This is a genomic window from Streptomyces xanthophaeus, assembly GCF_030440515.1.
In the GTDB taxonomy this organism is placed as follows: domain Bacteria; phylum Actinomycetota; class Actinomycetes; order Streptomycetales; family Streptomycetaceae; genus Streptomyces; species Streptomyces kutzneri.
The window spans coordinates 2,762,598-2,787,917 of record NZ_CP076543.1 but is presented as its reverse complement, the minus strand read 5'-3'; the positions used below and the strand labels follow the sequence as shown (position 1 = coordinate 2,787,917).

23 protein-coding genes are annotated in these 25,320 nt (G+C 71.9%); 9 read left to right on the top strand and 14 right to left on the bottom strand.

The genetic code is table 11. The features are described from left to right. Positions 1-3: 3 nt before the first annotated feature. The 7 genes from KO717_RS11780 to mce all read right to left on the bottom strand — a co-directional run bounded on the left by KO717_RS11780 (position 4) and on the right by mce (position 10,307). Positions 4-840, bottom strand: a complete 837-nt coding sequence (locus KO717_RS11780) for an ABC transporter permease (RefSeq protein WP_301366430.1) — start codon at positions 838-840, stop codon at positions 4-6. After that, the gene (locus tag KO717_RS11775; RefSeq protein WP_301366429.1) at positions 837-1,967 is read right to left on the bottom strand and encodes an ABC transporter ATP-binding protein; all 1,131 of its coding nucleotides are present in this window, start codon (positions 1,965-1,967) and stop codon (positions 837-839) included. The genes KO717_RS11780 and KO717_RS11775 overlap by 4 nt, the downstream gene beginning before the upstream one ends. A gap of 153 nt (positions 1,968-2,120) precedes the next feature. After that, positions 2,121-2,897: an ABC transporter permease subunit gene (locus KO717_RS11770; protein WP_301366428.1), complete on the bottom strand. Its 777-nt coding sequence runs from the start codon at positions 2,895-2,897 to the stop codon at positions 2,121-2,123. A 2-nt stretch (positions 2,898-2,899) separates the two neighbouring features. Further along, positions 2,900-3,895 carry an ABC transporter ATP-binding protein gene (locus KO717_RS11765; protein WP_301366427.1) on the bottom strand — a complete coding sequence of 332 codons (996 nt, stop codon included), beginning with the start codon at positions 3,893-3,895 and terminating at the stop codon, positions 2,900-2,902. Positions 3,896-3,997: 102 nt separating this feature from the next. Continuing rightward, positions 3,998-4,936, bottom strand: coding sequence for a cellulose-binding protein (locus KO717_RS11760; protein ID WP_030386920.1), 939 nt, complete (start codon positions 4,934-4,936; stop codon positions 3,998-4,000). A gap of 195 nt (positions 4,937-5,131) precedes the next feature. Beyond that, on the bottom strand, positions 5,132-9,688 hold the full coding sequence (scy, locus tag KO717_RS11755) for a polarized growth protein Scy (protein WP_301366426.1): 4,557 nt from the start codon (positions 9,686-9,688) through the stop codon (positions 5,132-5,134). A 190-nt stretch (positions 9,689-9,878) separates the two neighbouring features. Continuing rightward, entirely contained in the window at positions 9,879-10,307 is a 429-nt protein-coding gene (gene mce / locus KO717_RS11750) for a methylmalonyl-CoA epimerase (protein ID WP_008738238.1), read from the bottom strand. Between the two features lie 135 nt (positions 10,308-10,442). Between mce and KO717_RS11745 the strand changes: the two genes are divergently transcribed. Continuing rightward, on the top strand, positions 10,443-11,642 hold the full coding sequence (locus KO717_RS11745; RefSeq protein ID WP_301366425.1) for an acetyl-CoA C-acetyltransferase: 1,200 nt from the start codon (positions 10,443-10,445) through the stop codon (positions 11,640-11,642). Positions 11,643-11,722: 80 nt separating this feature from the next. Beyond that, complete coding sequence (gene meaB, locus KO717_RS11740; RefSeq protein ID WP_301366424.1) at positions 11,723-12,685, top strand: methylmalonyl Co-A mutase-associated GTPase MeaB; 963 nt, start codon at positions 11,723-11,725, stop codon at positions 12,683-12,685. Between the two features lie 59 nt (positions 12,686-12,744). Here the strand turns inward: meaB and KO717_RS11735 are convergent, their stop codons facing one another. From KO717_RS11735 to KO717_RS11715, 5 genes are all read right to left on the bottom strand, one after another. Continuing rightward, positions 12,745-13,308: a PepSY domain-containing protein gene (locus KO717_RS11735; protein ID WP_301366423.1), complete on the bottom strand. Its 564-nt coding sequence runs from the start codon at positions 13,306-13,308 to the stop codon at positions 12,745-12,747. A 128-nt stretch (positions 13,309-13,436) separates the two neighbouring features. Further along, entirely contained in the window at positions 13,437-13,940 is a 504-nt protein-coding gene (locus KO717_RS11730; protein ID WP_301374478.1) for a MarR family winged helix-turn-helix transcriptional regulator, read from the bottom strand. Positions 13,941-14,005: 65 nt separating this feature from the next. Then, the gene (locus KO717_RS11725; protein WP_301374477.1) at positions 14,006-14,809 is read right to left on the bottom strand and encodes an AIM24 family protein; all 804 of its coding nucleotides are present in this window, start codon (positions 14,807-14,809) and stop codon (positions 14,006-14,008) included. Positions 14,810-14,820: 11 nt separating this feature from the next. Then, positions 14,821-15,471: an AIM24 family protein gene (locus KO717_RS11720; protein ID WP_301366422.1), complete on the bottom strand. Its 651-nt coding sequence runs from the start codon at positions 15,469-15,471 to the stop codon at positions 14,821-14,823. Next, positions 15,471-16,109 carry an AIM24 family protein gene (locus KO717_RS11715; RefSeq protein WP_030009698.1) on the bottom strand — a complete coding sequence of 213 codons (639 nt, stop codon included), beginning with the start codon at positions 16,107-16,109 and terminating at the stop codon, positions 15,471-15,473. The genes KO717_RS11720 and KO717_RS11715 overlap by 1 nt, the downstream gene beginning before the upstream one ends. Positions 16,110-16,307: 198 nt before the next feature. Between KO717_RS11715 and KO717_RS11710 the strand changes: the two genes are divergently transcribed. The 7 genes from KO717_RS11710 to KO717_RS11680 all read left to right on the top strand — a co-directional run bounded on the left by KO717_RS11710 (position 16,308) and on the right by KO717_RS11680 (position 23,037). Continuing rightward, a complete protein-coding gene (locus KO717_RS11710) occupies positions 16,308-16,652 on the top strand; it encodes a DUF3817 domain-containing protein (protein ID WP_301366421.1) in 345 nt (114 codons plus the stop codon). Beyond that, positions 16,649-16,945 carry an MTH1187 family thiamine-binding protein gene (locus KO717_RS11705; protein ID WP_301366420.1) on the top strand — a complete coding sequence of 99 codons (297 nt, stop codon included), beginning with the start codon at positions 16,649-16,651 and terminating at the stop codon, positions 16,943-16,945. Before KO717_RS11710 ends, KO717_RS11705 begins: the two co-directional genes overlap by 4 nt. Before the next feature lie 170 nt (positions 16,946-17,115). After that, positions 17,116-17,814, top strand: coding sequence for a hypothetical protein (locus KO717_RS11700; RefSeq protein WP_301366419.1), 699 nt, complete (start codon positions 17,116-17,118; stop codon positions 17,812-17,814). Then, positions 17,811-18,500 (top strand): DUF4166 domain-containing protein, encoded by a 690-nt coding sequence (locus KO717_RS11695; protein WP_301366418.1) that lies wholly within the window; start codon positions 17,811-17,813, stop codon positions 18,498-18,500. Before KO717_RS11700 ends, KO717_RS11695 begins: the two co-directional genes overlap by 4 nt. Next, entirely contained in the window at positions 18,497-19,126 is a 630-nt protein-coding gene (locus KO717_RS11690; protein WP_301366417.1) for a TetR/AcrR family transcriptional regulator, read from the top strand. The genes KO717_RS11695 and KO717_RS11690 overlap by 4 nt, the downstream gene beginning before the upstream one ends. A gap of 171 nt (positions 19,127-19,297) precedes the next feature. Further along, positions 19,298-21,058, top strand: coding sequence for a glycosyltransferase family 2 protein (locus tag KO717_RS11685; protein WP_301366416.1), 1,761 nt, complete (start codon positions 19,298-19,300; stop codon positions 21,056-21,058). A gap of 2 nt (positions 21,059-21,060) precedes the next feature. Next, positions 21,061-23,037 carry a kelch motif-containing protein gene (locus tag KO717_RS11680; RefSeq protein WP_301366415.1) on the top strand — a complete coding sequence of 659 codons (1,977 nt, stop codon included), beginning with the start codon at positions 21,061-21,063 and terminating at the stop codon, positions 23,035-23,037. 15 nt (positions 23,038-23,052) lie between these two features. Here the strand turns inward: KO717_RS11680 and KO717_RS11675 are convergent, their stop codons facing one another. Further along, positions 23,053-24,093, bottom strand: a complete 1,041-nt coding sequence (locus tag KO717_RS11675; protein WP_301366414.1) for a glycoside hydrolase family 6 protein — start codon at positions 24,091-24,093, stop codon at positions 23,053-23,055. Between the two features lie 158 nt (positions 24,094-24,251). Beyond that, positions 24,252-25,250 carry an ArsR/SmtB family transcription factor gene (locus tag KO717_RS11670; RefSeq protein WP_301366413.1) on the bottom strand — a complete coding sequence of 333 codons (999 nt, stop codon included), beginning with the start codon at positions 25,248-25,250 and terminating at the stop codon, positions 24,252-24,254. Positions 25,251-25,320 lie beyond the last annotated feature (70 nt).

Genomic DNA, 25,320 nt, shown 5'->3' with positions numbered 1-25,320 from the left:
GTACTAGACGTCCCGGCGGCCGACGACCACGTACGAGCCGGCCACCGCGGCGCCGGTGACCAGTACGAGCAGCGCCAGGTGCGAGAAGTTGCTCGGCGACGGGCCGAGGTCGCCGCCCTCCGGCAGGCCGAACAGCTGCATCATCGCCACCGGCACGTTGTTCCGCAGGACGAGCCGCCCGACGGGTTCGACGGCCTCCCACATGCTGAGCATGCCCCCGATCACCGGCGGCAGCGTGACCAGGCCCAGCATCACGGCGATCGCTCCGGCCGAGTGCCGCACCAGCGCGCCGATCGCGAGCGCGAGCACGCCGAGCAGGGTGACATAGCCGCAGCCGAGCAGTGCGCCGAACCACTCGCCGGCCGCGTGCGGTCCGGACGCGGTGCCGCCGCGTACGACCGCCGCGGAGACCCCGACCACGAACACCGACAGCGTGGTGGTGACGAAGGCCGTCATGCTGAAGACGAGGTACTTCGCGGTGAGCACCCGGTGCCGGTCGGGGGCGGCCGTGAAGGTGGTCCGCACCAGCCCGGTGCCGTGCTCCGAGCTGATGGTCAGCACGCCGAGGACGATCACCGCGAGCTGGCCGACCAGCAGGCCGATCAGGGCGGGCGTGGTGAAGTTGATCTGCGCGAAGTCCTCGTCCCCGGTCTGCGCGACGACGAGCAGGCCGACGCCGACCACGATCAGGACGAGCGAGCCCAGCGTCCACAGGGTGGAGCGGAGCGAGACCAGTTTGGTCCACTCCGAGGCCAGGGCGTGCCCCAGGTGCGGCCGCGGCGTGGCCAGGGGGGAGCTGTAGCTCCCGGACTGCTCCGCCGTCGTGGTCGTCGGGGTCATCGGGTGTCCTCGGAGGTGTGCGGGGTGGTGTTCCTGGTGGTGCTCGCGAGCTCGCCGGGCTTGCCGGGCATCAGGAAGGGCTGCCCGCCCGCCCCGGGCGGCGGCGGAGCGAAGAAACCGTTCTGCGGGACCTCGGGGGCGGCCTCCGCCTCGTCCTCCCAGGCCGGGAGGGAGAGCGGCTCCGGCTCCCACAGCTCGGCCCGCGGGTCCTCGGTGGAGGTGTACTCGACGGCGGACTGGGTCATCCGCATGTACGCCTCCTCCAGCGAGGCCCGGTGCGGTGACAGCTCCCACAGGCGGACACCGGCCGCGTGCGCCAGGTCCGAGATCTGCGGCAGCTCCAGCCCGGTCACGCGCAGTGCTCCGTCGGACTCCTGGAGGACCCGCCCGCCCGCCTTGGTGAGGGCCGTACCCAGCGTCTCCCGGCCATGACGATCAGTGTCGGCCGCGCGCACCCGAGCGAATCCGGCCGAGTTGTGCGCGATGAACTCCTGGGTGCCCATGTCGGCCAGCAGCCGGCCCCGGCCGATCACGATCAGGTGGTCGGCGGTCAGCGCCATCTCGCTCATCAGGTGCGAGGAGACCAGGACGGTGCGGCCCTCGGAGGCGAGGCGGCGCATGAGGTTGCGGACCCAGAGGATGCCCTCGGGGTCGAGACCGTTGACCGGCTCGTCGAACAGGAGCACCTGCGGGTCGCCGAGCAGGGCCGTGGCGATGCCGAGCCGCTGGCCCATGCCGAGCGAGAAGCCCTTCGTACGCTGCCGGGCGGCGTCCTGGAGGCCGACCACGGCCAGCACCTCGTCCACCCGCTTCTCCGGGATCCCGGAGAGCTGGGCGATGGAGAGCAGGTGGGCGCGGGCCCGGCGGCCGCCGTGCACGGCCTTGGCGTCGAGCAGGGCCCCGACGTGCCGCTGGGCGTTCGGCAGCTCCCGGAAGGGCCGGCCGTTGATCGTGACGTGGCCGGATGTGGGCCGGTCCAGGCCCACGATCATGCGCATGGTCGTGGACTTGCCGGAGCCGTTGGGCCCCAGGAATCCGGTGACGTGCCCCGGCTTGACCTGGAAGGACAGCTGGTCGACGGCGGTCTTCGCGCCGTAGCGCTTGGTCAGGCCGACTGCCTCGATCATCTTGCTGCCCCTTACCAGGCCGGGACGACTTTCGCCCGCGTAAGGGTTAAGAGGATAACGAGGTTCCTGCGGTTCCGTCCCGGGCCGGATCCCTGAGCTGCCCCTGAGACCGACCCGGGCATCACCCGTAGTACTTCAGAAGGGGGCCGGCCGTCAGGCATCCCTCTTCTTGAGGACGAGGTAGCCCCCGAGTACCGAGGCGGCCACCCACAGGAGCATGATGCCGAGCCCGCCCCACGGACCGTAGGGGCCCTCTTCGGTCCCCATGGCGTTCGGCACGACCTGCATGATCTTCGAGCCGGCCGCGGTGGGCAGGTACTGACCGTACTCACGGGTCGCCTCGAAGGCGTTGAGGAGGTTCGTGACGATCAGGAAGAACGGGATCAGGATGCTGATCGAGGCGACCGAGCTGCGCAGCATGCTGGCGACACCCATGGAGAACAGGGCGATGAGCGCCATGTACACGCTGGCGCCGATCACCGCGCGCAGGACGTTCTCCGCGTCGAGACCGGTGCCGTGATCGCCCAGGATCGCCTGGCTGAGGAAGAACGACACGAAGCTGGTCAGCAGTCCGACCAGCAGGGCCAGGGCCGTGGCCACGGTCAGCTTGCCGAACAGGAAGTTCCCGCGGGCGGGTACGGCGGCCAGCGAGGTGCGGATCATGCCCGTGCTGTATTCGGTGCTGACCACCAGCACACCGAAGACGATCATCGCCAGCTGGCCGAACTGCATGCCGGCGAAGCTCACCAGGGTGGGGTCGAAGGTGGCCCGTTCGAGCGCGCTCATGTCGTTGAAGCCCGCCGCGACCGCGGTGGAGATCAGGGCGCCGAAGCCGGCGGTGACGATCAGGGCCAGGGCGAGGGTCCAGCTGGTGGAGGCGACCGTGCGGATCTTGGTCCACTCGGACTGCAGGACGGCGGTGAAGGCCATGCTCACTCACCACCCTTGCGCGTCGCGGTGTACCCGGCGCCCCAGGCGGGGACGTCGGCCGGCCGGGCCGGGTTGTCGGCAGCCATGCCCGGTGCGTGGGCGTGGTACTCGACGGAGTCCGCCGTCATGCGCATGAACGCTTCCTCCAGTGAAGCCCGTTGCGGGCTGAGTTCGTGCAGCACGATCTGGTGCTGGGCGGCCAGCTCGCCGAGCTGCTCCGCACTCACGCCGTCGATCTCCAGGGTGCCGGTGGCGGGAACGCTGACGGCGTTGATCCCGGCCTCGTGCAGGACGTCTTTCAGCCGCTCCTGCTGCGGCGTGCGCAGCCGGACGTAGCTGCGCGAGTTCTGCTGGATGAAATCGGCCATCGGCAGGTCTGCCAGCAGCTTTCCCTGTCCGATCACCACCAAATGGTCTGCGGTCAGCGCCATTTCGCTCATCAGATGGGAGGAGACGAAGATCGTCCTTCCTTCCGCCGCCAGGCCCTTCATCAGATTGCGGATCCAGAGAATTCCCTCGGGATCCAGGCCGTTGACCGGCTCGTCGAACATCAGGATTTCCGGGTCGCCCAGCAATGCAGAGGCGATTCCCAGCCGTTGGCTCATTCCGAGCGAAAATCCTTTGGACTTCTTCTTCGCCACGGCCGTCAGGCCGACCAGGTCGAGTACCTCGTCGACCCGCTGTCGCGGGATGCGGTTCGACTCGGCCAGACAGAGAAGGTTGTTGTATGCACTTCGGCCACCGTGCATGGCCTTCGCGTCCAGCAGCGCCCCCACGTGCTTCAGCGGCTCCGCCAGGTCGCGGTAGTGCTTCCCGTAGACCCGGACCGTACCGCTGGTCGGGTTGTCGAGGTCGAGCATCATGCGCATGGTCGTGGACTTGCCCGCGCCGTTGGGGCCCAGGAAGCCGGTCACCACCCCCGGTCGGATCTGGAAGCTGAGGTGGTCCACGGCAGTCGTCGTACCGAATCGTTTTGTAAGGCCCTCAAGCTCGATCATGCGGCCACGCTAGAACGCCCGAGGGCCCTACGCCACCTCAAAAGGGTGACATAGGGCCCTCGATCGGGCGCACGGCGGATGCCGCGTGCTACCCGCCGGTAATCAGCGGCTCTGCTGCGCCGGCACGCCGCGGGTGACGGGCTCGTCGTCCACGATCGGGTTGGCCGCCGCGACGGCCGCACCGGTCAGCGTCGCCAGCATCTCGCGGACGTTGGTCAGCTGCGCGTTGATCGAGTCGCGGCGGTTGGTGAGCGCCGCCAGCTCGCGCTCGGACTCGCTGCGGATGCGGTCCGCCTTGGCGTTGGCGTCGGCCACGATGTCCTCGGCCTGGCGCTGCGCGGTCTCCACGGTCTGGCGGGCACGGCGCTCGGCGTCCGTACGCAGCTTCTCGGCCTCCAGGCGCAGCTGCTCGGCGCGGTGCTCGATCTCCGCGAGACGCTTCTCGGCCTTGGCCTGGCGGGAGGCCAGGTCGCGCTCGGACTGCTCACGGCGCTTGGCCAGGTTGGTCTCGAAGTCCGCGGCGGCCTGGGCGGCCTTGGCGCGGGTCTCCTCGAAGAGGGCGTCGGCCTCCTCGCGCTTGGAGGCCGCGTCCTTCTGGGCCTCGGCACGCAGGGTCGACGCGTCGCCCTTGGCCTTCTCGACGATGCGGACGCCCTCGTCCTCCGCCTTCGACTTGCGGTCGGCGGCGAACGACTCGGCATCGTTGCGCACCTGCTGGGCGGCCGACTCGGCGAGCTCACGGTGCTGCTCGGCCGCGCGACGGGCCTCCTCGCGCAGGTCCTTCGCCTCCTCCTCGGCCAGCCGCAGGATCTTCTCGACCCGGGCGCCGAGACCGGCGTACGACGGCTCGGCGTCGTTCACCTGGGCCTGGGCGTTCTGCGTTTCGAGGTGCAACTCCTCGATCCGCTTTTCCAGAGAGTTGATACGTCCAAGGGCGCTGTCGCGGTCGGAGACCAGCTTGGTAATGCGGTCGTCCACCTGACCACGGTCGTAACCACGCCGCACGAGCTCGAAGCCGAAGGGGGAGGAAGTGTCGCTCATGGGGTTCCTGTCGAATGAGACCGATGAGGTGCTACGTGAGGTGTTAGGGGAATCCTAGGCGCCCAGACGGCGTGTCATCGAGTCAATCCGCGTTTGATCTGGACAATGACACCCCTTTTGAGTGGCAAGGCGGCAGAATGCTTGTCACCCGTTCGCCTGAACCTTCATCAGGTGCACACACCCCGGAGCTTTTGGCTACCCCTCCGACGCCTTGCCACCCGAACGAGTGGATCCCGCAGTCACGCCGGCCTTCACGCCCCCCGCACCCTGGCCGCCGACCGTCGGCTTTCCGCCGCCCGAAGGCGCCTCGAATGATTCCAACGCCTCAAGAACGTCCTGGACACGGGAGATCTCCGCCTGAATGTCCTCGCGACGGCGCACCAGGACCTCCAGCTCACGGCGGCCCTCCTCGACGAGCTGCTCCGCCTCCGCCTTGGCCTGCGCGAGCGCGCTCTCGGCCTCCCGGGCCAGCTCCGCCTTCTTCTGCTCGGCCTCCTTGAGGAGCGCCTCCGCCTTGCGGACCGCCGCGATGCGCACCTTGCTCGCCTCGCTGCTCGCGTCGGACACCAGCTCCTTGGCCTTCGCCTCGGCCTCGACGCTCTGCTCCGTCGCCGCACGCACCAGCTTGTCCACGCGCTCGCCGGCCGACTTCATCTGTTCGGCCGACTCCCGGCGGGCCCGCTCGTGCAGCTCCTCGACCTCGCCCTCGACGCGGCCGCGCAGCTCCTCCGCCCGTTCCCTTATGGCAGCGGCATCCGTGCGCGCGCCGACCAGCAGCTCGTCCGCGTCCGTACGGGCCTTCTCCACCAGGGAGTTGCCCTCGACGGTCGCCTCCGAGGTGATCCGCACGGCCTCCTTGCGGGCCGCGTCGACCATCGCGTCGGCCTGCTCCTCGGCCGCCGTGGTGGCGGCGAGGGCCTTCTTCTGCGCATCGGCCGTGAGCTTCTCGGCTTCCGCCGAGGCCTCCGTGATGAGCCGGTCGACCTGCTCCGCGGCCTCGCTGCGGCGCTTGTTGGCCGCCTCACGGGCCTCGTCCAGCAGCCGCTCGGACTCGGTACGGGCCTCGCCGCGGACGCGCTCCGCCTCGGCCGCCGCCTGTGCCTTGACCCGCTCGGCCTCCGACCGGGTGCGGGTCGCGTGCTCCTGCGCCGACGACAGCGCCTCCGACGCGTCCGCGCGCAGCCGCTCGGCCTCGCCGGCCGCTTCGCCGACCGTGCGCTCGTTGTCCTTGCGGGTCTGCTCGGTGAGCTTCTCCGTCTCGGATACGGCCTCGGTGATGAGCCGGTCCGCCTGCTCGGCCGCCTCGCTGCGCAGCCGGTTCGCCTCGGCGCGCGCCTCGTCCAGCGTCTGCTCCGCGTCGCGCTCGGCGCCCGCCAGGGTCTCGTTCGCCGCGACCGTGACCCGCTCGGCCTCCGCGGTGGCCTCGCCGATGATCCGGCCGCCCTCCGCGCGGGCCTCGTCCAGCACCCGGGCCGCCTCGGCGCGCACCCGGTCGGCCTCCGCCGCGGCCTCGCCGACGGTGGCCTCGTTGGCCACACGGGTCTCGTCGATCAGACGGTCGCCCTCGGCACGCGAGTCGACCATGATCCGCGCGGCGTCGCGCTCGGCGCTCGCCAGCGTCTCGGCCGCCTGCGCCTTGAGCCGGGTCGCCGCGGTGGTGAGCCGCTCGGCCTCCAGCGTCGCCTCGCCGACGGTGGCGGCGTTCGCGGCGCGGGTCTCGTCGGTGAGCCGGTCGGCCTCCGCGGCGGCCTCGGAGATGAGCCGGTCGACCTGCTCCGCGGCCTCGGTACGCAGCCGGTTGCCCTCGGCCCGTGCCTCGTCCAGGGTGTTCGCGGCCTCGGTGCGGGTGGCCTCGGCGGCGTCGGCCGCCTCGGCGGTGATCCGCGCGGCCTCCGCCTCGGCGTCGCCGACGGTGGCCGCGTTCGCGGCGCGGGTCTCCTCGGTGAGCCGCTCGGCCTCCGCGGTCGCCTCGGCCGTGATCCGGGCACCTTCGGCGCGGGCGGATTCCAGGGACTCCGCCGCCTCGCCGCGGATGCGGTTCGCGTCGTCCCGGGCGTCGGCCCGGGTCCGGGCCGCGTCCCGCTCGGAGGCGGCCAGCGCATCCGTGGCCTCCGTACGCACGCGCTGCGCGTACTCGGCGGTGTCGCTGCGCAGCTGCTCCGCCTCGGCGATGGCCTCGCCGACCGTACGCTCGGCCAGCGCCTTCGCCGCGTCCGTCTCGGCCCGCGCCTCGCTGCGGACCCGGTTGGCGTCCTCGGTGGCCCGCTCCCGTTCGGCGTAGGCATCGCCGCGGACCCGGCCGGCCTCTTCCTCGGCCTCCGTCCTCGTACGCTCCGCCGCGTGCTCGGCGGCGTTGCGCAGCCCGGCGATCTCCTCCTCGGCCTGCTCGTGCAGCCCGGCCACGGAGTCCCGTACCTGCTGTGCGGTGGCCTCCGCCGCGGACACGACCTCCGACGCGCGCCGCTCGGCCTCCTCCGTCAGCCAGACCGCCTCGGCCTGTGCCTCCTCGGAGCGCTTGCGGGCCTGCGCCAGCAGTTCCTCGCTCTGCTCGCGGGCCTGGGCCCGCTCGTTGTCCGCGTCGGTCCGTGCCGACGCCAGGGTCTCCTCGGACTCCCTGCGGCGCCGGGCGGCCTCCTCCTGCGCGGCGGCCAGCGCCTCCGCGGCCTCCTCGGCGACCCGCTCGGCGGCGGCCTTCGCCTCCGCGCGCAGCCGGTCCGCGGTCTCCTGGGCCTCGGAGCGCACCCGCTCGGCCTCGGACTCCGCCTCGCTGCGCAGCCGTACGGCGACCTGCTCGGCCTCGGCACGCACCCGGCCGGCGTCCTGCGCCGCCTCCGTGCGCAGCTGCTCGGCCTCGGTCTCCGCCTGCGTCTGCAGGGCGCGGATCCGCTCCGCCGACTCGGCGCGCAGCCGGTCGTTCTCCTCAGTGGTCTCCCGGCGGATGTTCTCCGCCGCACCGCGGGCGTCACGCAGCGTCTGCTCGGCCGTCGTCAGCCGGCTCTCGGCCTCCGTGTGCAGCCGTACGAGCTCCTCGTCGGCCTCCGCCCGCTTGGCGGCCAGGGCCTGCTCGGTCTCCTGGCGCCGGGCGGCGGCCGCCGCGTCCGCCTCGGCCCGTACGCCCTCGGCCTGCTCCTCGGCCTCGGCGCGCAGCCGCTCGGCCTCGCCGCGGGTCCGCTCCAGGGTCTCCTCGGCCTGCTTGCGCAGCGTGCCGGCCCGCTCCACGGCCTCGGCACGCACCCGCTCGCTCTCGGCGGTCGCGCCGCCGCGCAGCTCGTCCGCGTCCGCCTTGGCCTTGCCGAGCAGCTCCTCGGCGGTCCGGGCCGCCTCCTCGATCTGCTGGACGGCCTCGCGGCGGGCCTCGCCGCGGATCCGCTCGCCCTCGGCGACGGCCTCGGCGCGCAGCTGCTCGGCCTCGCCGCGCAGCCGGCGGGCCTCCGACTGGAGCTCGACCGTGCGGGCCCGGTACTCCTCGGTGTCGTCCTTCGCCGCGCCCTTGAGCTCGTCGGCCGTGGCCGCCGCCTGCAGGCGCAGCCGGTCGGCCTCGGTCTCGGCCTCGCGGCGGATCCGCTCGGCCTCCTCGGACGCGGCCCGGGTGGTGGCCCGGGCGTCCTCCGAGGCCTTGTTCAGTACGTCCTCGGCGGTGCGGGCGGCCTTCGCCAGCTGCGCCGCCATGTCCTCGGCCGCGGCCGTACGGGCCTGCTCGCCGGCCTCGGTGCGCTGCCGTTCGGCGTCCGCGCGGGCATCGGCCAGGACCTGCTCGGCCTCCGCCTTGAGGGCCTCGGCCTCCTTGGTGGCCTCGCCGACCAGCCGGGCGACCTGCTCCTTGGCGGTGCGGGTGCGCTGCTCGTTGACGGACTCCGCCGACGTCAGCTGCCGGGTGGCGCTCTCCTTCGCGTCCGCGAGGAGCTTCTCCGCCTCGGTACGGGCCTCGCGCAGCGCGGAATCGGCTTCCTGCACGCGGGATTCGGCGAGCCGGCCCAGATCCAGGGTCTGCTGGCGGGTGTGCTCGGCCTCGGCCGTGGTGGTGGAGCGCAGCCGCTCCGCGTGCTCGCTGGCCTCCTGGGCCTGCGAGGAGGCGGCGGTCAGCAGCCGCTCGGCCTCCTTGCGGGCACGCAGCAGGGTGGCCTCGGCCTCCGCGCGGGCGGCCTCCGCGTCCGCGGCCATCCGGCGCCGGGTCTCCTCGGCGACGCGGGCGGCTTCGGCGCGGGCGGCGTTCAGGGACTGCTCGGCCTCGGCGCGGGACTCCTCCATGAGGCGGCGCGCCTGGGCCTCGGTACGGGCGCGCAACTGCTCGGCCCAGGCCACGTTCTCGTTGACGTGGGCCTCGACGGTCTGGCGCCGCTCGCCCAGCTCCTGGTCCAGGCGCTGGCGACGGTTGACGGCCTCGGCGTGCAGCTCGGCCTGGAGGCGCGCCTGGTGCTCGGCGTGCTCCTGGAGGATGCGCTGGGTCTGGGCCCGGGCGTCACGAAGCTCGCGCTCGGCGTCCGAGCGCATCTGGTCGGCCTGGATCTGGGCATTGCGGAGCAGCTGCTCCGCCTGGTATCCCATGTCCGCGCCGTCGTAGGCGGGGCGGGACGCCAGAGCGCGCCGTACCTCGTGCAGCTTGGCGCGCAGCACCTCGACCTGGTATCCCAGGTCCTCGGCGTGCTGGACGGCCTTCCCGCGCTCCTTCTTCAGCCGCTCCATCTCGGCCTCGAAGCGCGAGAGATGGTCGGCTTCGGCCTGATGGCTCTCCTGGCTTTCGTAGCCCCGCACAGCGCGGTCCCATCCGTCCCCTGGTCGCAAGCTCACTCCCAATGAGCATCGCTCGCCCGCTGAACGACGCCCCCGGGGGAATGGTGTCAGATACGGGCAGGGGTGACAGGCCCCGACCCCGTTTCCGCACCGAACCCCGGCCGAGCCATGGCCACTCTACCGGCCGGGGAATCGCGCCATCAGTGATCCGTCAGTGCTCGGGGTTCGAGGTGACCAGTTCGGTGAGAACGCCGTGGCAGTCCTTGGGGTGCAGGAAGGTGATGGAGGAGCCCATGGAGCCGGTGCGGGGCTGGTCGTAGAGGACGCGGACGCCCTTGCCGCGGATGGCCTCGGAGTCTCCCTGGACGTCCTCGGTGCCGAAGGCGATGTGGTGGACGCCCTCGCCGTTCTTGGCCAGCCATTTGCCGACGGCGGAGTCCTCGCGGGTGGGCTCCAGGAGCTGGAGGTAGGAGGCGCCGCCGTCGGACGTCTCGTTGATCTTCAACATGGCCTCGCGGACACCCTGCTCCTCGTTGACCTCGGAGTGGAACACCTCGAAGCCGTACGTGGCACGGTAGAACTCGACAGTCTTGTCCAGGTCGAAGCAGGCGATCCCGATGTGGTCGATTCTTGTCAGCATGGTGACAGTGCACCGCCGAAGGGGGCGGTCACGCAACGTGCGCGCGATCACACCGGCAGCCCGGTGACCGCTGCGGTACCGCCCAGTACATTCACGTAAACCCTCGTTCACTCCTCATCCAAGGGGCTGTGCCTCATGTCCGGATCGAACAACACCACTTCTGTGATCGTCGCCGGGGCCCGCACGCCCATGGGGCGCCTGCTCGGCTCGCTGAAGTCCTTCTCGGGTGCCGACCTCGGTGGCTTCGCCATCAAGTCCGCGCTGGACCGGGCCGGGATCTCCGGCGACCAGGTGCAGTACGTGATCATGGGCCAGGTGCTGCAGGCCGGTGCGGGCCAGATCCCCGCCCGCCAGGCCGCGGTCAAGGCCGGCATCCCGATGAACGTGCCGGCGCTCACGATCAACAAGGTGTGCCTCTCGGGCCTGGACGCGATCGCGCTGGCCGACCAGCTGATCCGCGCCGGGGAGTTCGACATCGTGGTCGCGGGTGGTCAGGAGTCCATGACCAACGCCCCGCACCTGCTGTCCAAGTCGCGTGAGGGCTTCAAGTACGGCGCCGTCGAGATGCTGGACGCGATGGCCTACGACGGCCTCACCGACGCCTTCGAGAACATCGCGATGGGCGAGTCCACCGAGAAGCACAACACCCGCCTGGGCATCGAGCGCGCCCCGCAGGACGAGTTCGCCGCCTCCTCGCACCAGCGGGCCGCGGCCGCGCAGAAGAACGGCGTCTTCGAGGCCGAGATCGTCCCCGTGGAGATCCCGCAGCGCAAGGGCGACCCGGTGATCTTCTCGACCGACGAGGGCATCCGCCCCGAGACCACGGTGGAGTCCCTCGGCAAGCTGCGTCCGGCCTTCGCCAAGGACGGCACGATCACCGCCGGCACCTCCTCCCAGATCAGCGACGGCGCCGCCGCCGTGGTCGTGATGAGCAAGGCGAAGGCGGAGGAGCTCGGCCTGGAGTGGATCGCCGAGATCGGCGCCCACGGCAACGTGGCTGGCCCCGACAACTCGCTCCAGTCGCAGCCGTCGAACGCCATCCTGCACGCCCTGAAGAAGGAGGGCCTCCAGGTCTCCGACCTGGACCTCATCGAGATCAACGAGGCCTTCGCGGCGGTCGCCGTGCAGTCAATGAAGGACCTCGGCGTGACCCCGGAAAAGGTGAACGTCAACGGTGGCGCCATTGCCCTGGGGCACCCGATCGGCATGTCCGGAGCCCGTGTGGTGCTGCACCTGGCGCTGGAGCTGAAGCGCCGTGGCGGCGGCGTCGGCGCGGCCGCGCTGTGCGGCGGCGGCGGCCAGGGCGACGCGCTGATCGTCCGCGTCGCCAAGTAAGCGGCGCAAGGCCGCCGGGCCCCGGCGAGGGGGCCGGCGGCTCGCACGTACCCGTACGAGAACCGAGGAGCGCAGCACAGATGACGGCGGTGGACGTCCCCCAGCTGGTGGCCCAGGCCCGTGAGGGCCGGCCGAGAGCGGTGGCCCGGCTGATCTCGCTGGTCGAGGGGGCGTCCCCGCAGCTGCGCGAGGTGATGGCCGCGCTGGCCCCGCTGACGGGCGGGGCGTACGTGGTGGGGCTGACGGGGTCGCCGGGCGTCGGCAAGTCGACCTCGACCTCGGCGCTCGTGTCCGCGTACCGCAAGGCCGGCAAGCGGGTCGGCGTCCTCGCCGTCGACCCCTCCTCGCCCTTCTCGGGCGGGGCGCTGCTCGGCGACCGGGTGCGGATGTCGGACCACGCCTCGGACCCGGGGGTCTACATCCGCTCCATGGCCACCCGCGGCCACCTGGGCGGGCTCGCCTGGGCCGCCCCGCAGGCGATCCGGGTGCTGGACGCGGCCGGCTGCGAGGTGATCCTGGTCGAGACGGTCGGGGTCGGGCAGTCGGAGGTGGAGATCGCCTCCCAGGCCGACACCTCGGTGGTGCTGCTGGCCCCCGGGATGGGGGACGGGATCCAGGCCGCCAAGGCGGGCATCCTGGAGATCGGCGACGTCTACGTGGTCAACAAGGCCGACCGGGACGGAGCGGACGCCACCGCCCGGGAGCTGAACCACATGCTGGGCCTGGGCGAGGCCCGGGGCCGGGACGACTGGCGGCCGCCGATCGTGAAGACGGTCGCGGCCCGCGGCCAGGGCATCGAAGAGCTGGTCGAGGCGCTGGAGAAGCACCGGGCGTGGATGGACGAGCGCGGGGTGCTGGCCCAGCGCCGGGCGGCCCGGGCGGCCCGGGAGGTCGAGACGATCGCCGTCACGGCGCTGCGGGCGCGGATGGCGGACGTGCACGGCGACGCGCACCTGGACGCGCTGGCCGCCAGGGTGGCCGTGGGCGAGCTGGACCCGTACGCGGCGGCGGACGCGCTGCTGACGACGCTGACGGAGGCGTAGACCGGGCCGGGCCCCGGCAGGGCGTGTGCGGCGCCGCTGCCAGGGCCCGGCCGGGTGCGTCAGGAGTCCGAGTCGGAATCCGAATCGGAGTCGGCCTGTGCGGTGACCTTGCCGGTCGTGGGGTCCACGGAGCCGTCCCAGGTCGTGCCGTCGGAGCCTTTGACCTCGACGTGCCAGTACGGGGCCTTCCCGTTGTCGCCGGAGTCCCATTCGACGGTCCAGGTCGTGCCCGGGTGGGCGGCGACGGCGGCCTTGGCGGCCTGCGCCGCGGTGATCTTGGCCGCGAGCAGCCCCTTGTGCTCGCCCGGGTTCTCGTCGGTGTCCACGTTCTCGCGGGTGACCTTGCCCGTGGCGGCGTCGACCTCCAGCTCGGCGTGGCCCTTGCCGTCCTTGGTGATCACGTCCACGTGCCAGACGTTGCCGTCCCGGTCGAGGGACTCGACCACACCCGGATAGTTCTTCAGAGCGGCCGCGAGGGCCTGCTCGGCCGTGACGTCGGCCCGGGCGGCGGCCACGGGGGCGGTTCCCGCCATGTCGGCGGACACCGCTGCGGCGGTCGCCACGGGGCCTGCGACCAGCAGGGCCGCGGACGCGGCTGCTGAGACGAACACGTTGCGCTTCATAGGCTGGACCTCCTCAGGCCGGCCCGGCGGACAGGGCCGGCAGCGAGCGTTCCCAGCCATTGTCGGGCCGATGGCCGTCCGGGGCGCGACGAGCCCGTGAGGCCCGCGCCGCCCGGACGGCTCCGGCCTCAGACCTTGCCGCGGTTGTCGCGCAGGTGCTCCGCGACCGGGGTCAGCGAGGCGCGCAGCGCCGCCAGGGCCTCCGGCGGCAGCAGGTCGATGAAGTGCCTGCGGACGGACGCCACGTGGTGCGGGGCGACGCGTCGCATGGTCTCCATGCCCTCGTCCGTGAGCACCGCGTACAGGCCGCGGCGGTCGGACTCGCAGTTCACCCGGCGGACCAGGCCGGCCGTCTCCATGCGGGTGATCTGGTGCGACAGCCGGCTCTTGGACTGCAGCGTGGCGGTCGCGAGATCGCTCATCCGCATCCGGTGGTCCTGCGACTCCGAGAGGTTCACGAGGATCTCGTAGTCGTTGTTGGTGAGTCCGAAGGGCTGGAGATCCTTTTCCAGCTGGTGCATCAGCAGCCTGCTGACGTCCAGGTGGGTGCGCCAGGCGCACTGCTCGGCGTCGGTCAGCCAGGGGGTACCCCCAGACGGAGTCTGGGGGAGCGTGGCCGTCTCGGTCTCCATGGTCTCCATGAATGAACTCTACCTAAAAAGTTGAATTGCGTACGAAAAATCTCAGGTCAGGCTGATCACAGTCCGAGGCGGCGCTGGAGATCACCCAGCTGTCCCGGCATCCGCGGCACGCCCAGCTGCCCCATCGGACCCTGACCGGCCCCCGGAACGCCCTGTGCGTTGCCCGTGGCCGCCCCGGCGCCGACCGCGCCGATCGCCTGCTCCGCCATCAGCATCTCCGATGACTGGAGCAGCACCGTGCCCGCACCGACGAACTCGAACTGGTGCTCCTCGCCCGAGCTCCCCCCGATGCCGGTCAGCGAACGCAGTCCGCCCATCACGCCCGTCATGTAACCGTGGTCGTAGTGGTGGCACGGCGAGGGGCAGTCCGCCCAGCCCACCAGCGCCTGCGGGTCCACGCGCAGCGGCGGTTCCATGAACACCACCGGTCCGTTGGACGCCGCCACGAACTTCCCGGTTCCGATCAGCGTCAGGAAACCCGGGACGATCGACTGCTTCAGGGCGAGCGAGGGCTGGTACGCGAGCAGATTGCCCGACCGGATCGTCAGGTTGCCCTTGTCCAGGTCGTACGAGTTCACGTCGAAGGCCCGGTCGGCCAGCAGCATCTTGCCCGAGCCCTCGGCGACCACCCAGTCACTGGCGTGCAGCGGCGAGTGGAAGCTGCTGCGCAGCAGGCGGTCGAAGCGGCCGTTGCCGATCCCGTTGAACTCGATGTGCCCGTAGTACGAGATCATCTTGCCCTTCTGCAGGAACCACTGGCTCCCCTTGAGCTCCACGCAGAAGGTGTACGCGTTCACGTTGTCGTCGGAGGGCAGCGTGTACGGGTCGAAGACCGTCGGGCCGCCGGGTCCGCCGGTCACAGGGCCAAAGTTCACAGCTTCTCCTCGGAGGCCTGTACGTACACCGCGCCCTGGCCGGACAGCTCCAGCTGGAACGCCTCGCCCGAGCCGCGCCCCACCATGTCCCGCCAGCCGAGCGCGGTGGAGAGCTTGTTGCGCACGTCACCGTGGTGGGCGACGTACGCCTGCGGGTCCACGTGGACCGGGCGCTGCGGGGTGATCGGCAGCTCGATGACCCCGCCGTGGGCCATCACGGCGACGGAGCCGTGGCCCTTGAGGGTGGTGGTGAAGAGGCCCTGGCCGGTCACCTGGCCGCGGACCATGCCCATGACCCCGCCCTGGGAGCCCATGAACATCGTGCCCTGCTGGAGGGTGCCGTCGAAGGCGAGCAGCCGGTCGGCCTCGACGTAGAGGGTCTCGCCGGTCAGGTTGATGACCTGGATGTGGTGGCCGCCGTGGCCGAACATCACGGTGCCGCTGCCCTCGACCGCCATCAGCGGGGTCTGCTCGTTCGCCACCCGGCGCCCGATCATGCCCATGACCCCGCCCTGACCGCCGGTCAGGCTCGGGGTGAAGGAGACCTCACCGCGGTACGCGAGCATGGCGCCGCGCTGGCTGTACATCTTCTGACCCGGGATCACCTGGGCCTCGACCATCTTCGAGTTGATCTCGCGGAACGGCATCAGATGTCGCCCCCGACGGTGTTGCGCTCGCTGGGCTGCACGTAGACCAGGCCCTCGCCCTCGAAGCGGATCTGGAACGCCTCGCCGGAGCCCTCGCCGATGAGTGTGCGGAAGTTCACACCGGACTGGAAGGACTGCTGGAGGTTGCCCGTGTGCGCGATGTACGCGCCGGGGTCGACGGACAGCGGGTACTGGGCGCTCACGCGCAGCACCACGGCCGGGCCGTCGGACATGATCGCGGCCTGGCCCGAGCCCTCGACGGTCGTGGTGAACAGGCCGTTGCCCGTCGTCGCGCCGCGCAGGCCGGTGAAGGTGGTGCCGGTGCGCAGACCGGCGTCGGTGCACAGCAGGTTGCTGGACTCGACGTAGAGCTTCTCGCCGCGCAGGTTGACCAGGTTGATCTCGCTCGCACGGTCGGCGAAGAAGCAGGTGCCGTGCCCCTGCACTTCCATCACTGTCATCTGTTCGCCGGTCAGCCGGCGGGTCACCATGCCGCGGAGGCCTTCGCCGCCGCCGGTCATCTTCTTGAAGGCCATCTGCCCGTCGTACGCGACCATGGAGCCGTTCTTCGCTTTCACGGCATCCCCGGTCAGGTCGACGGCCAGCACCTTGCTGCCTTGGAGTCGGAACTGAGCCACGGGAAGACGTTATCGGCAGCGGGCGACCCCGAACAGGGCCCCGTGGCTGATATATGCCACACCCGGGAGATATCGGTGCGACCGCGCGGGCGTCCCGGCCCGCCCGCGGAGGCCGCGGCGGGGGAGGGGCCGGGTCAAGATCCCGTAAAGCGACTGAGACACTGGGAGGGACCCTGGCCTCCACCCCGAAGGTTCCACGTGGACATCAAGACCGCCTCCGCACTGCACCGACTGCGCCTCGTCTCCGTTCCGGAGGCGCTGTCGTTCCCGGCCCTGCTGATCTTCGGCTCGCTGCTGAGCCGGGTCTCGGACATCGATTACCTGATGATGCCGCTGGGCGTCATCCACGGGATCCTGTTCGTCCTGTACGCGGTCTTCCTGCTGGACGTCTGGAACAAGGCGAAGTGGCCCGTCAAGAAGGTCCTCCTCTTCTTCGTGCTCGCGCTGGTGCCCTTCGGCGGGCTCTACGGCGACAAGCTCCTCAAGCGCGACGAGGGCGACAGCGTCATCGCGGCCCGGGCGCGCGAGGCGGCCGGCGCATGATCGTCGCGTTCTCGGTGACCCCGCTGGGGGTCGGTGAAGAGGTCGGCGAGTACGTCGCCGACGCGGTCCGGGTGGTCCGCGAGTCCGGACTGCCGAACCGCACCGATGCGATGTTCACGACCGTGGAAGGGGACTGGGACCAGGTCATGGACGTCGTCCGGCGCGCGGTGGCGGCCGTCGAGGAGCGGGCGCCGCGCGTCTCCTTCATCCTGAAGGCCGACATCCGCCCCGGGGTCCACGACGGGATCACCTCCAAGGTCGAGACGGTGGAGCGGCACCTGGCCGAGGGCTGACCCGCCCTCACCGGTCCGACTTCCACCCGTATTTCCGAAAGCGCCCCCGGCCCGCAGGCCGGGGGCGCTTCCGTATACCCGGGAGCCACGCGGACATGGTTTGAGCGATCGCTCAACTTCCCCTAAGGTGCCGGTTGAGCGATCGCTCAAGTCGTGAATCGGGGGGTGGGATGGGCCTGTACGTCGAAACCCGGATCCGGGTCGGGATGGACGAGCTCTGGGAGCGCAGCCAGGACCCGGCGCAGCACCAGCGGTGGGACCTGCGGTTCACCTCCATCGGCTACCTCCCGCGCGCCGAGGGCGAACCCCAGCGGTTCCGGTACGCGACCCGCGTGCTGCCGTTCCTCTCCGTCGACGGGACCGGGATCTCCGCCGGGGAACGCCACCGGGCCGACGGCACCCGGGTCTCCGCCCTGCGATTCGCCTCGGAGCACCCGCTGTCGCTGCTCGCCGAGGGCAGCGGGTACTGGCGCTACGTCCCCGGCCCCGACGGGATCCGCTTCCTCACCGGATACGACTACCGCCCGCGCTGGGGCCGCTTCGGCGCCCTCGCCGACCGGCTGGTGTTCCGCCCGCTCATGGGCTGGGCCACCGCCTGGTCCTTCGACCGGCTCCGGCTGTGGTGCGAACGCGGGACCACCCCCCGCCACGCCCTCGCCCGCGCGATCGGCGAGAGCGCCCTGCGCGTACTGCTCCCGGCCGCCGCCCTGGTGTACGCGCCGCTGCCGGCCGCCCTGTTCGTCCTGGCCGCCGCCCTGCTGCTGCCGCCGCTGCCCGGCACCCCGGCCGCCCGCCGCTGCCTGCGCACCCCGCCCGGCCGCACCCCCGCCTCCGAGCCCCGCCTGCTCAGCACCCTGGAGCCGTCATGACCTCCATCTTCCGGGCCCACATGGGCGCCGGGTTCGACCGCCTGCACCCGCAGATCCAGCGCCGCTTCTCGGTGGGGCTCGCGAGCGGCGAGGGCTGCATCGGCCGCGGCACCATGGAGCGGATATGGCACGGCCCCGGTTATGTGAAGCCCTTCCTCCGGCTCGGCGGTATGCGGAACATCCTGGTGCCGCGCGAGGGGCGCAACGTCCCCTTCGTCATCGAGAACCTCCCCTACCGCGACTCCTTCGGGCGCGAGACCGTCACGTTCGTACGGACCTTCCAGCTGCCCGGCGGAGCCCACCGCTTCGACGCCACGATGGTCCACAGCCCCGAACGCGACTGCGTCCTCGACTACCTGGGCACCCACCAGCACCTCGCCAGCGACCTCCACATGAGCGCCGAGCCCGACGGCTCGCTGCTCATCCGCTCCGGTGAACACCGCTTCCGCGAGGGGCCCGTCGACGTCCGCGTCCCCGACCTGATCGGCGGCGACGCCGAGGTCCGCGAGTCCTTCGACGAGACCACCGGCCGGTTCCGGATCCGGGTACGGGTGGTCAACCGCCGCTTCGGACCGCTCTTCGGCTACGAGGGCTCCTTCACCGCGGAGTACGTCGACGCCCGCGACCGCTGGGCGAGCGGGCTCTGCGGCGACCTGCGGCCGGTCCGCGAGGAGGTCCGGGCATGAGCGCCGCCACCAAGGAGAAGCTGCTCGAAGGGGCCCTGCGCACCCTGGCCGAGCAGGGCATCGCCAAGGCCTCCGCCCGCACCGTCGCGGCCACCGCCGGGGTCGGCCAGGGCCTGATCTTCTACCACTTCGGTTCCGTGGACGAGCTGCTCGCCGCGGCCTGCCGGTACGGCGCCGAACAGCGGGTGGCCCGCTACCGCGACCGGCTCGCCGCCCTGGGCAGCCTCGCCGAACTGCTGGAGTTCGCCCGCGCCATGCACGAGGAGGAACGGGCCGCCGGGAACGTGGCCCTGCTCGGGCAGCTGCTGGCCGCCGGCCAGACCTCACCCGTCCTGGCCGCCGCCACCGCCGACGGGCTCGGGCTGTGGATCGAGGAGCTGGAGAAGGTCCTCGCCCGGCTGCTGGCGGCGACCCCGCTGGACGGGTACGCCGACCCGGCCGGGCTGGCCCGGGCCACGGCCGCCTCCTTCATCGGCATCGAGCTGTACGAAGGGGTGGACCCGACGGGCGCCGGCAGCGCGCTCGCCGCGCTGGAACAGCTCGCCGGGCTGGCCACCGTGCTGGAGGGCCTCGGCTCCCTGAGCCAGCGCGTGGTGCGGCACGGCCTGCGGCGCGGCACCCGCTGACCCGGGCCGTCGCGGGCCGCGCCGCCGCGCCGACCGCGCGCATCACCCGTACGGCCCTGCGGCCCCGGACCTGAAGCAGGACCGCCCGGTCGGCCGATCCCCGTTCGACACGACCGGGTTCGTCGCCTTTCGTGTGTGTACAGGCCTCGGGATCGAGCACCGGGAGGGACCGTGGCGCCGGAAGGCTTCGACTACGAGACGCACAGCCGCCTCGCCGGCCCGTTCGCGCAGCCGGCTCCCGGCCCCGACGGCGTCCACCGGGTGGAGTACCGCTCCCTGCTCTCGCGCGAGGAGGTCCGCACCCGAATACGGGCGATCGCCCTCATGACGCTCGCCCCGGTGGCCGCGGCCGGACTGCTGCTCTACCTGGTCTGGCCCACCCACTGGACCGTCCGGGAGGGTGCCGCCCGCTGGCTGATCGTCTGCGATGCCATGATGCTCTGCTCGATCGCGCTGATCATGCTGTTCACGCTGGTCAACGTCGTGTCGATCGCCCACGCCACGATGGCCGCCTGCGACCCCGTCCCCGTACCGGCCGAGCCCGGCACCCGCGTCGCGTTCCTGACGACCTACGTCCCCGGCAAGGAGCCCCTCGCCATGGTGCGGGCCACCCTCCAGGGAGCGCGGCGCGTCCGCCACGACGGGCCGCTGGACGTATGGCTGCTGGACGAGGGCGACGACCCCGAGGCCCGCGCCCTGTGCGCGAAGCTCGGCGTACGGCACTTCACCCGCAAGGGAGTGCCCGAGTGGAACACGGCGAAGGGCGCCCACCGGGCGAAGACCAAGCACGGCAACTACAACTCGTGGCTCGCGCGCCACGGCGACGACTACGAGTTCTTCGCCTCCGTCGACACCGACCACGTCCCGCTCGCCAACTACCTGGAGCGGATGCTCGGCTTCTTCCGCGACCCCGACGTCGCCTTCGTCGTCGGCCCGCAGGTCTACGGCAACTACACCGAGGCCGTCACCAAGGCCGCCGAGTCCCAGCAGTACCTCTTCCACGCCCTGATCCAGCGCGCCGGCAACCGGTACGGCGCCCCCATGTTCGTCGGCACCAACAACACCGTACGGATCAGCGCCCTGCGCCAGATCGGCGGACTCTACGACTCCATCACCGAGGACATGGCCACCGGCTTCGAGCTCCACCGCAGCAGGAACCCGGCCACGGGGCGGTTCTGGCGTTCCGTCTACACCCCCGACGTGCTGGCCGTCGGTGAGGGACCCGCCTCCTGGACCGACCTCTTCACCCAGCAGCTGCGCTGGTCGCGGGGCACCTACGAGACCCTGTTCAAGCAGTACCGCAAGAGCCTGTTCACGATGCCCGCCGGGCGCCGGCTCAACTACACGCTCATGCTCGTCTACTACCCGATGACCGCCGTGAACTGGCTGCTCGGCGTCCTCAGCTGCGCCCTCTTCCTGTGGTTCGGCGCCTCCGGCACCCAGGTCTCCTCCAAGGTCTGGCTGATGCTCTACGCCGACGCGGCCGCCCTCCAGGTGGGCCTCTACCTGTGGAACCGCCGCCACAACGTCTCGCCCCACGAACCGGCCGGCTCCGGCGGAGTCGCGGGCATGGCCCTGTCCGCCGTCTGTGCGCCCGTCTACCTCAGGTCACTCGGCTCGGCGGTGCTGCGCACCGAGGGCCGATTCGTCGTCACCCCCAAAGGCGGTGACGCCAGCCCTGACCGGCTGATGACCTTCCGCATCCACCTCTTCTGGGCCGCCGTCCTGATCGTCTCGCTGCTGGCCTCCGTCCGCTTCGACCACACCCACGTCGCCATGCGCGTCTGGGCGGTGCTGGCACTGGCCATCGCGCTCGCCCCGGTCGCCGTGTGGTGCGTGACGCGTCGCCGGCCGGCATCCGGGGGCGGGGCGGACGGAGGCTCCGAGCCGGGTGAGGAGCCGGCGTACGTCCGCGCCACAGGAGGGAACTGAGCATGGACTACCGGCCGTCGAAGAAGTTCAAGAAGACCGCCCTGGGCGCCGCCGCCGTGCTGGTCCTGGTCGCGCTCAACGCGCCCGCCGCGATCTCCTTCGCCGAGGACAAGTACCACGCGTACAAGATCGGGCAGACCAGCTACCGGATCCAGTACGGGTCGTGGGGCCTCATCGGGCTCCCCGAGGAGTACCGGATCAACGCCATGCACGCGGCCCTGCTGCACACGGGCAAGGTGCTGCTCATCGCAGGCAGCGGCAACAACCAGAAGAACTTCGACAAGGGGACCTTCGAGACCGTCCTGTGGGACCCGGAGGACGACAGCTTCAAGAAGATCCCGACGCCGGAGGACTTCTTCTGCGCCGGGCACAGCCAGCTGCCCGACGGGCGGCTCCTGGTGGCCGGCGGCACCGCCCGCTACGAGGTCCTCCACGGGAAGGTCACCCGGGCGGGAGGCCGGATGCGGGTCAAGAACGAGAACCCCGACAAGGCCGTCAAGCTGCGCAAGGGCACCCGGTTCCGGTCTCCGTCCGGGGTGGAGTACGAGGCGAAGTTCGACGTGGTCGTGCCGAAGGCCAGGAAGAAGTTCGAGATCACCTACGGGCGCGGCGGGCAGGTCATGCCGTGGCGGACCACCGTGGTCGCCGCCGAGTCGCGGGTCTTCGTGGAGGCGGTGAAGCCCGGCGCCGAGGGGCTGACGACGGAGGCCGCGCAGTACGAGGTGATCGGGCTGACCGGCAAGGACGCCGACAACGTCTACGGACTCGCGGAGCGGCTGAGCGCCGACAAACAGGACTTCCAGGGCATCAAGTCGGCCTACGAGTTCGACCCGGTGGCGGAGAAGTACCTGCGCGTCGACCCGATGAGCGACGCCCGCTGGTACCCGACCCTCGTGACCCTGCAGGACGGCCGGGTGCTCGCGGTCTCCGGGCTCAACGACGTGGGCGACGTCGTGCCCGGCGACAACGAGTACTACGACCCGCGGACGAAGAAGTGGTCGAAGGCCCCCTTCCACTACTTCCCGACCTATCCCGCGCTCTTCCTCGTGCAGGGCGGCAAGCTCCTCTACACCGGCTCCAACGCGGGCTACGGCCCGAAGACCAAGGGGCGCGAGCCGGGTGTGTGGGACCTGGAGACCAACGAGTTCAAGAAGGTGGGCGGACTCGCGGAGCCGGACCGGCTGGAGACCTCCTCCTCGCTCCTGCTGCCGCCCGCCCAGGACCAGCGGGTGATGGTCCTCGGAGGCGGCGGGGTCGGTGAGTCCAGGCTCTCGTCCAGCCGGACCGCGATCGTGGACCTGAAGGAGGACAACCCGGTCTTCCGGTCCTCGGCGCGGCTGCCGCGCGCCACCCGCTACCTGAGCAGCGTGCTGCTGCCGGACGACTCGGTCTTCACCACGGGCGGCTCCGCCGACTACCGCGGCCGCAGCGCCAGCGACATCCACAAGGCGCAGTTCTACTACCCGCGCACCGACTCCTTCGTGGCCGCCGCCGATCCGACCGTGGGCCGCAACTACCACTCCGAGGCGCTGCTGCTGCCCGACGGGCGGGTGGCGACCTTCGGATCGGACCCGCTCTTCGCCGACAAGGACAACACCAGGCTCGGCAAGTTCGAGCACCGGCTGGAGGTGTACTCGCCCCCGTACCTCTACCGGGACCCGGCCCGGCGACCCGTCCTGGGCGAAGGGCCCGAGGAGGCCGGCGCGGACGGGCGGGCCACCTTCGCCGCCGCGCACCCGGAGCGGATCGAGCGGGCCCGTCTGATGCGGCCGAGCGCGGTCACGCACACCACGGACGTGGAGCAGCGCTCGATCGAGCTCGGGCTGACCCGGACGGACGACTCGGTCACGGTCGAGGTGCCGCAGGACCCGACGCTGGTGCCGCCGGGCTGGTACATGCTGTTCGTGACGGACGCCGACGGGACGCCCTCGGTGGCGAAGTGGCTCCAGGTCAAGGCCCCGCGGCCGGCGGCGCCGTAGGGGATGTCCTGCCGGTCATTCCCGGGCGCGGCGGGCCAGCCCCAGGGCGTAGTCCGGCCACCAGGTGCCGGCCGACGGGCCGCCGCGGCAGGTCCCGTCGGACTCGCCGGGCCGCTTGACCCAGAGGTACGCATCGACGAGCGGGTCGCCCGTCCGGTCGGTCGGCGGTGCCCCGAGGGCGCGGCCCGGCGGATTGCACCAGGCCTGGGCGCGGTTGCCGGGCAGCGGTCCGTCTCCGTTGCGGCTGGTGTCGATGACGAAGTGCTTGCCGCTGGTGCCCTTGGAGATCCTGGCGCCGTAGGCCCGGGCGGCCGCGTCGGGCTGGAAGTTGGAGACGTTGAGGGCGAAGCCGTCGGCGCGGTCCAGGCCCGCCTTGAAGAGGGGGTCGACGAGGTCCATCGGGTTGGGGATCCAGGCCGGGTTGCCGGCGTCCAGGTAGACCTTGGTGTTGGGGTTCTTCTTCAGCCGGTCGACGGCCTCGGAGAGCAGCTGGTAGCGCTCGGCGTGGTGCTCGGGCCGGGTGCAGCCGTCGATGATGTGCGCGATGGCGTCCGGCTCCAGGACGACGACGGCCTTGGTGTCCTCGATGTTGTCGGCGAAGGCGCCGATCCAGCTGCGGTAGGCCCGGGCGTCCGGGGCGCCGCCGGCGGAGTGCTGGCCGCAGTCCCGGTAGGGGATGTTGTACGCGGCGAGCAGCAGGGTCCGCCCGGTGGCCCGGGCTCCCGCCCTGGCCCGGCGGATCTCGGGGCCGGGGTCGTCGCCGGGTCCCCACAGGGTGAGCGGGCGGTCCGCGATCCGGCGCAGCACCTGGGCGTCGCTGTTGCGGCCCGCCGCCTCCCAGGCGGCCACCTGCCGGGCGGCGTCGCTCTGCGGGTCCACCCAGAACGGGGACTCCTCGGCGGCGACGATGGGGGAGGGCGCCGCGGGCGTCGCGGCGGGGGTCCCGGGCTCGGGCGCGGGCTCGCCGCCGCAGGCGGGGGCCGCGGCGAGGAGCGCGAGGAGGCCGAGGACGGGGGCGGTGGTGCGAAAACGCGGCCTGCGAGCGGCGGGGGGCATCCGGCTTCCTCGGGACGAAGGGTCGGGCAGCGGAGCGAGATACCGGGATATGTTGACATGTCGGGCAGTTGGCATGGCTGTGCGACACCGGGCGGCGGGGCCGAGCGGGACGGGCCGAGCGGGCCCGGGTGCAGCGGCCCGGGCTCAGCGGCCCGGGCTCAGGGGCCGGGGTCGCCCGTGGTGAGCGCGATCGCCAGCGGGGTGCGCTCGTAGCGGACCTGGTGGCCGTGGCGGGCGGACACGAGCAGCCCCGCCGCCCGCAGGACCCCCAGGTGGGCCGAGACCGTGGACGGGGCCAGACCGAGCCGGTGGGCCAGCGCCGTGGTGGAGGCCGGTTCCTCCAGCGCGCACAGCACCTCGGCCCGGGCCCGGCCCAGCAGCCGGGCGAGCGTCTCCGGGGTGTTCTCCTGGGCCGGGGTCCACAGGGCGCCGATGCCGCGGGCCGGGTAGACGATGGTGGGCTGCCAGGGCGGGTCGAAGCCGCCCGCGATCCCCGGCCAGATGAAGGCGCTCGGCATCAGGAGCAGCCCCTGGCCGCCCAGGACGCGTTCGTGGTGACTGGTGGGCCGCTCGATGGTCAGGGTGAGCGAGGCGGCGTCCCAGGCGAGGCTCGGATGCAGCCCGTCGAAGAGCGACTGGAGACCGCCGGCGGCCAGGCGGCGCGAGTGGAAGAGGATGTCCGCCTCCAGCAGGGCCCGCAGCCGCGGCCAGTGCGGCTCGACCAGCACGCTCCAGGCCCGCTCCAGCAGGTCGGCCAGATCGCGTACGGCCCGGGCCGGATCGGCCAGCAGGGCCCGGCCCGGGTCGCTGTCGAGGGCGCCGGGCGTACACGCCAGCGACCTGCGGATGTCCTCGCGCGCCACGGCCGGATCCGCGCCGCGGATCAGCGCGATCTCCTCCTCGAAGGAGACCCCGGGGCCGCTCGGCGGCGGGCCGATGAAGTCCGCGCTGTGCCCGCGGTGCGGCATCAGCAGCCCCAGCGGCCGCAGGTCCAGCCCGTCGGCGGCGGCGCGGATCCGCCGCAGCCAGGGCAGGTGGTAGCCCTGCCGGTCCGGGCGGTTCAGGGTGCGGACCGCCTCCTGCGTCTCCCACGCGGGCGACAGCGCGAACCGGCACCGCAGCAGGTCCTCGTGTCCGAAGTGGTGGTGCAACCCCATCCCGGCGCTCCCTCCCCTTCTCCGAGACTGCCTCCGAGGTAAGGACTCTGCCTCAACATTCGGCCACAGC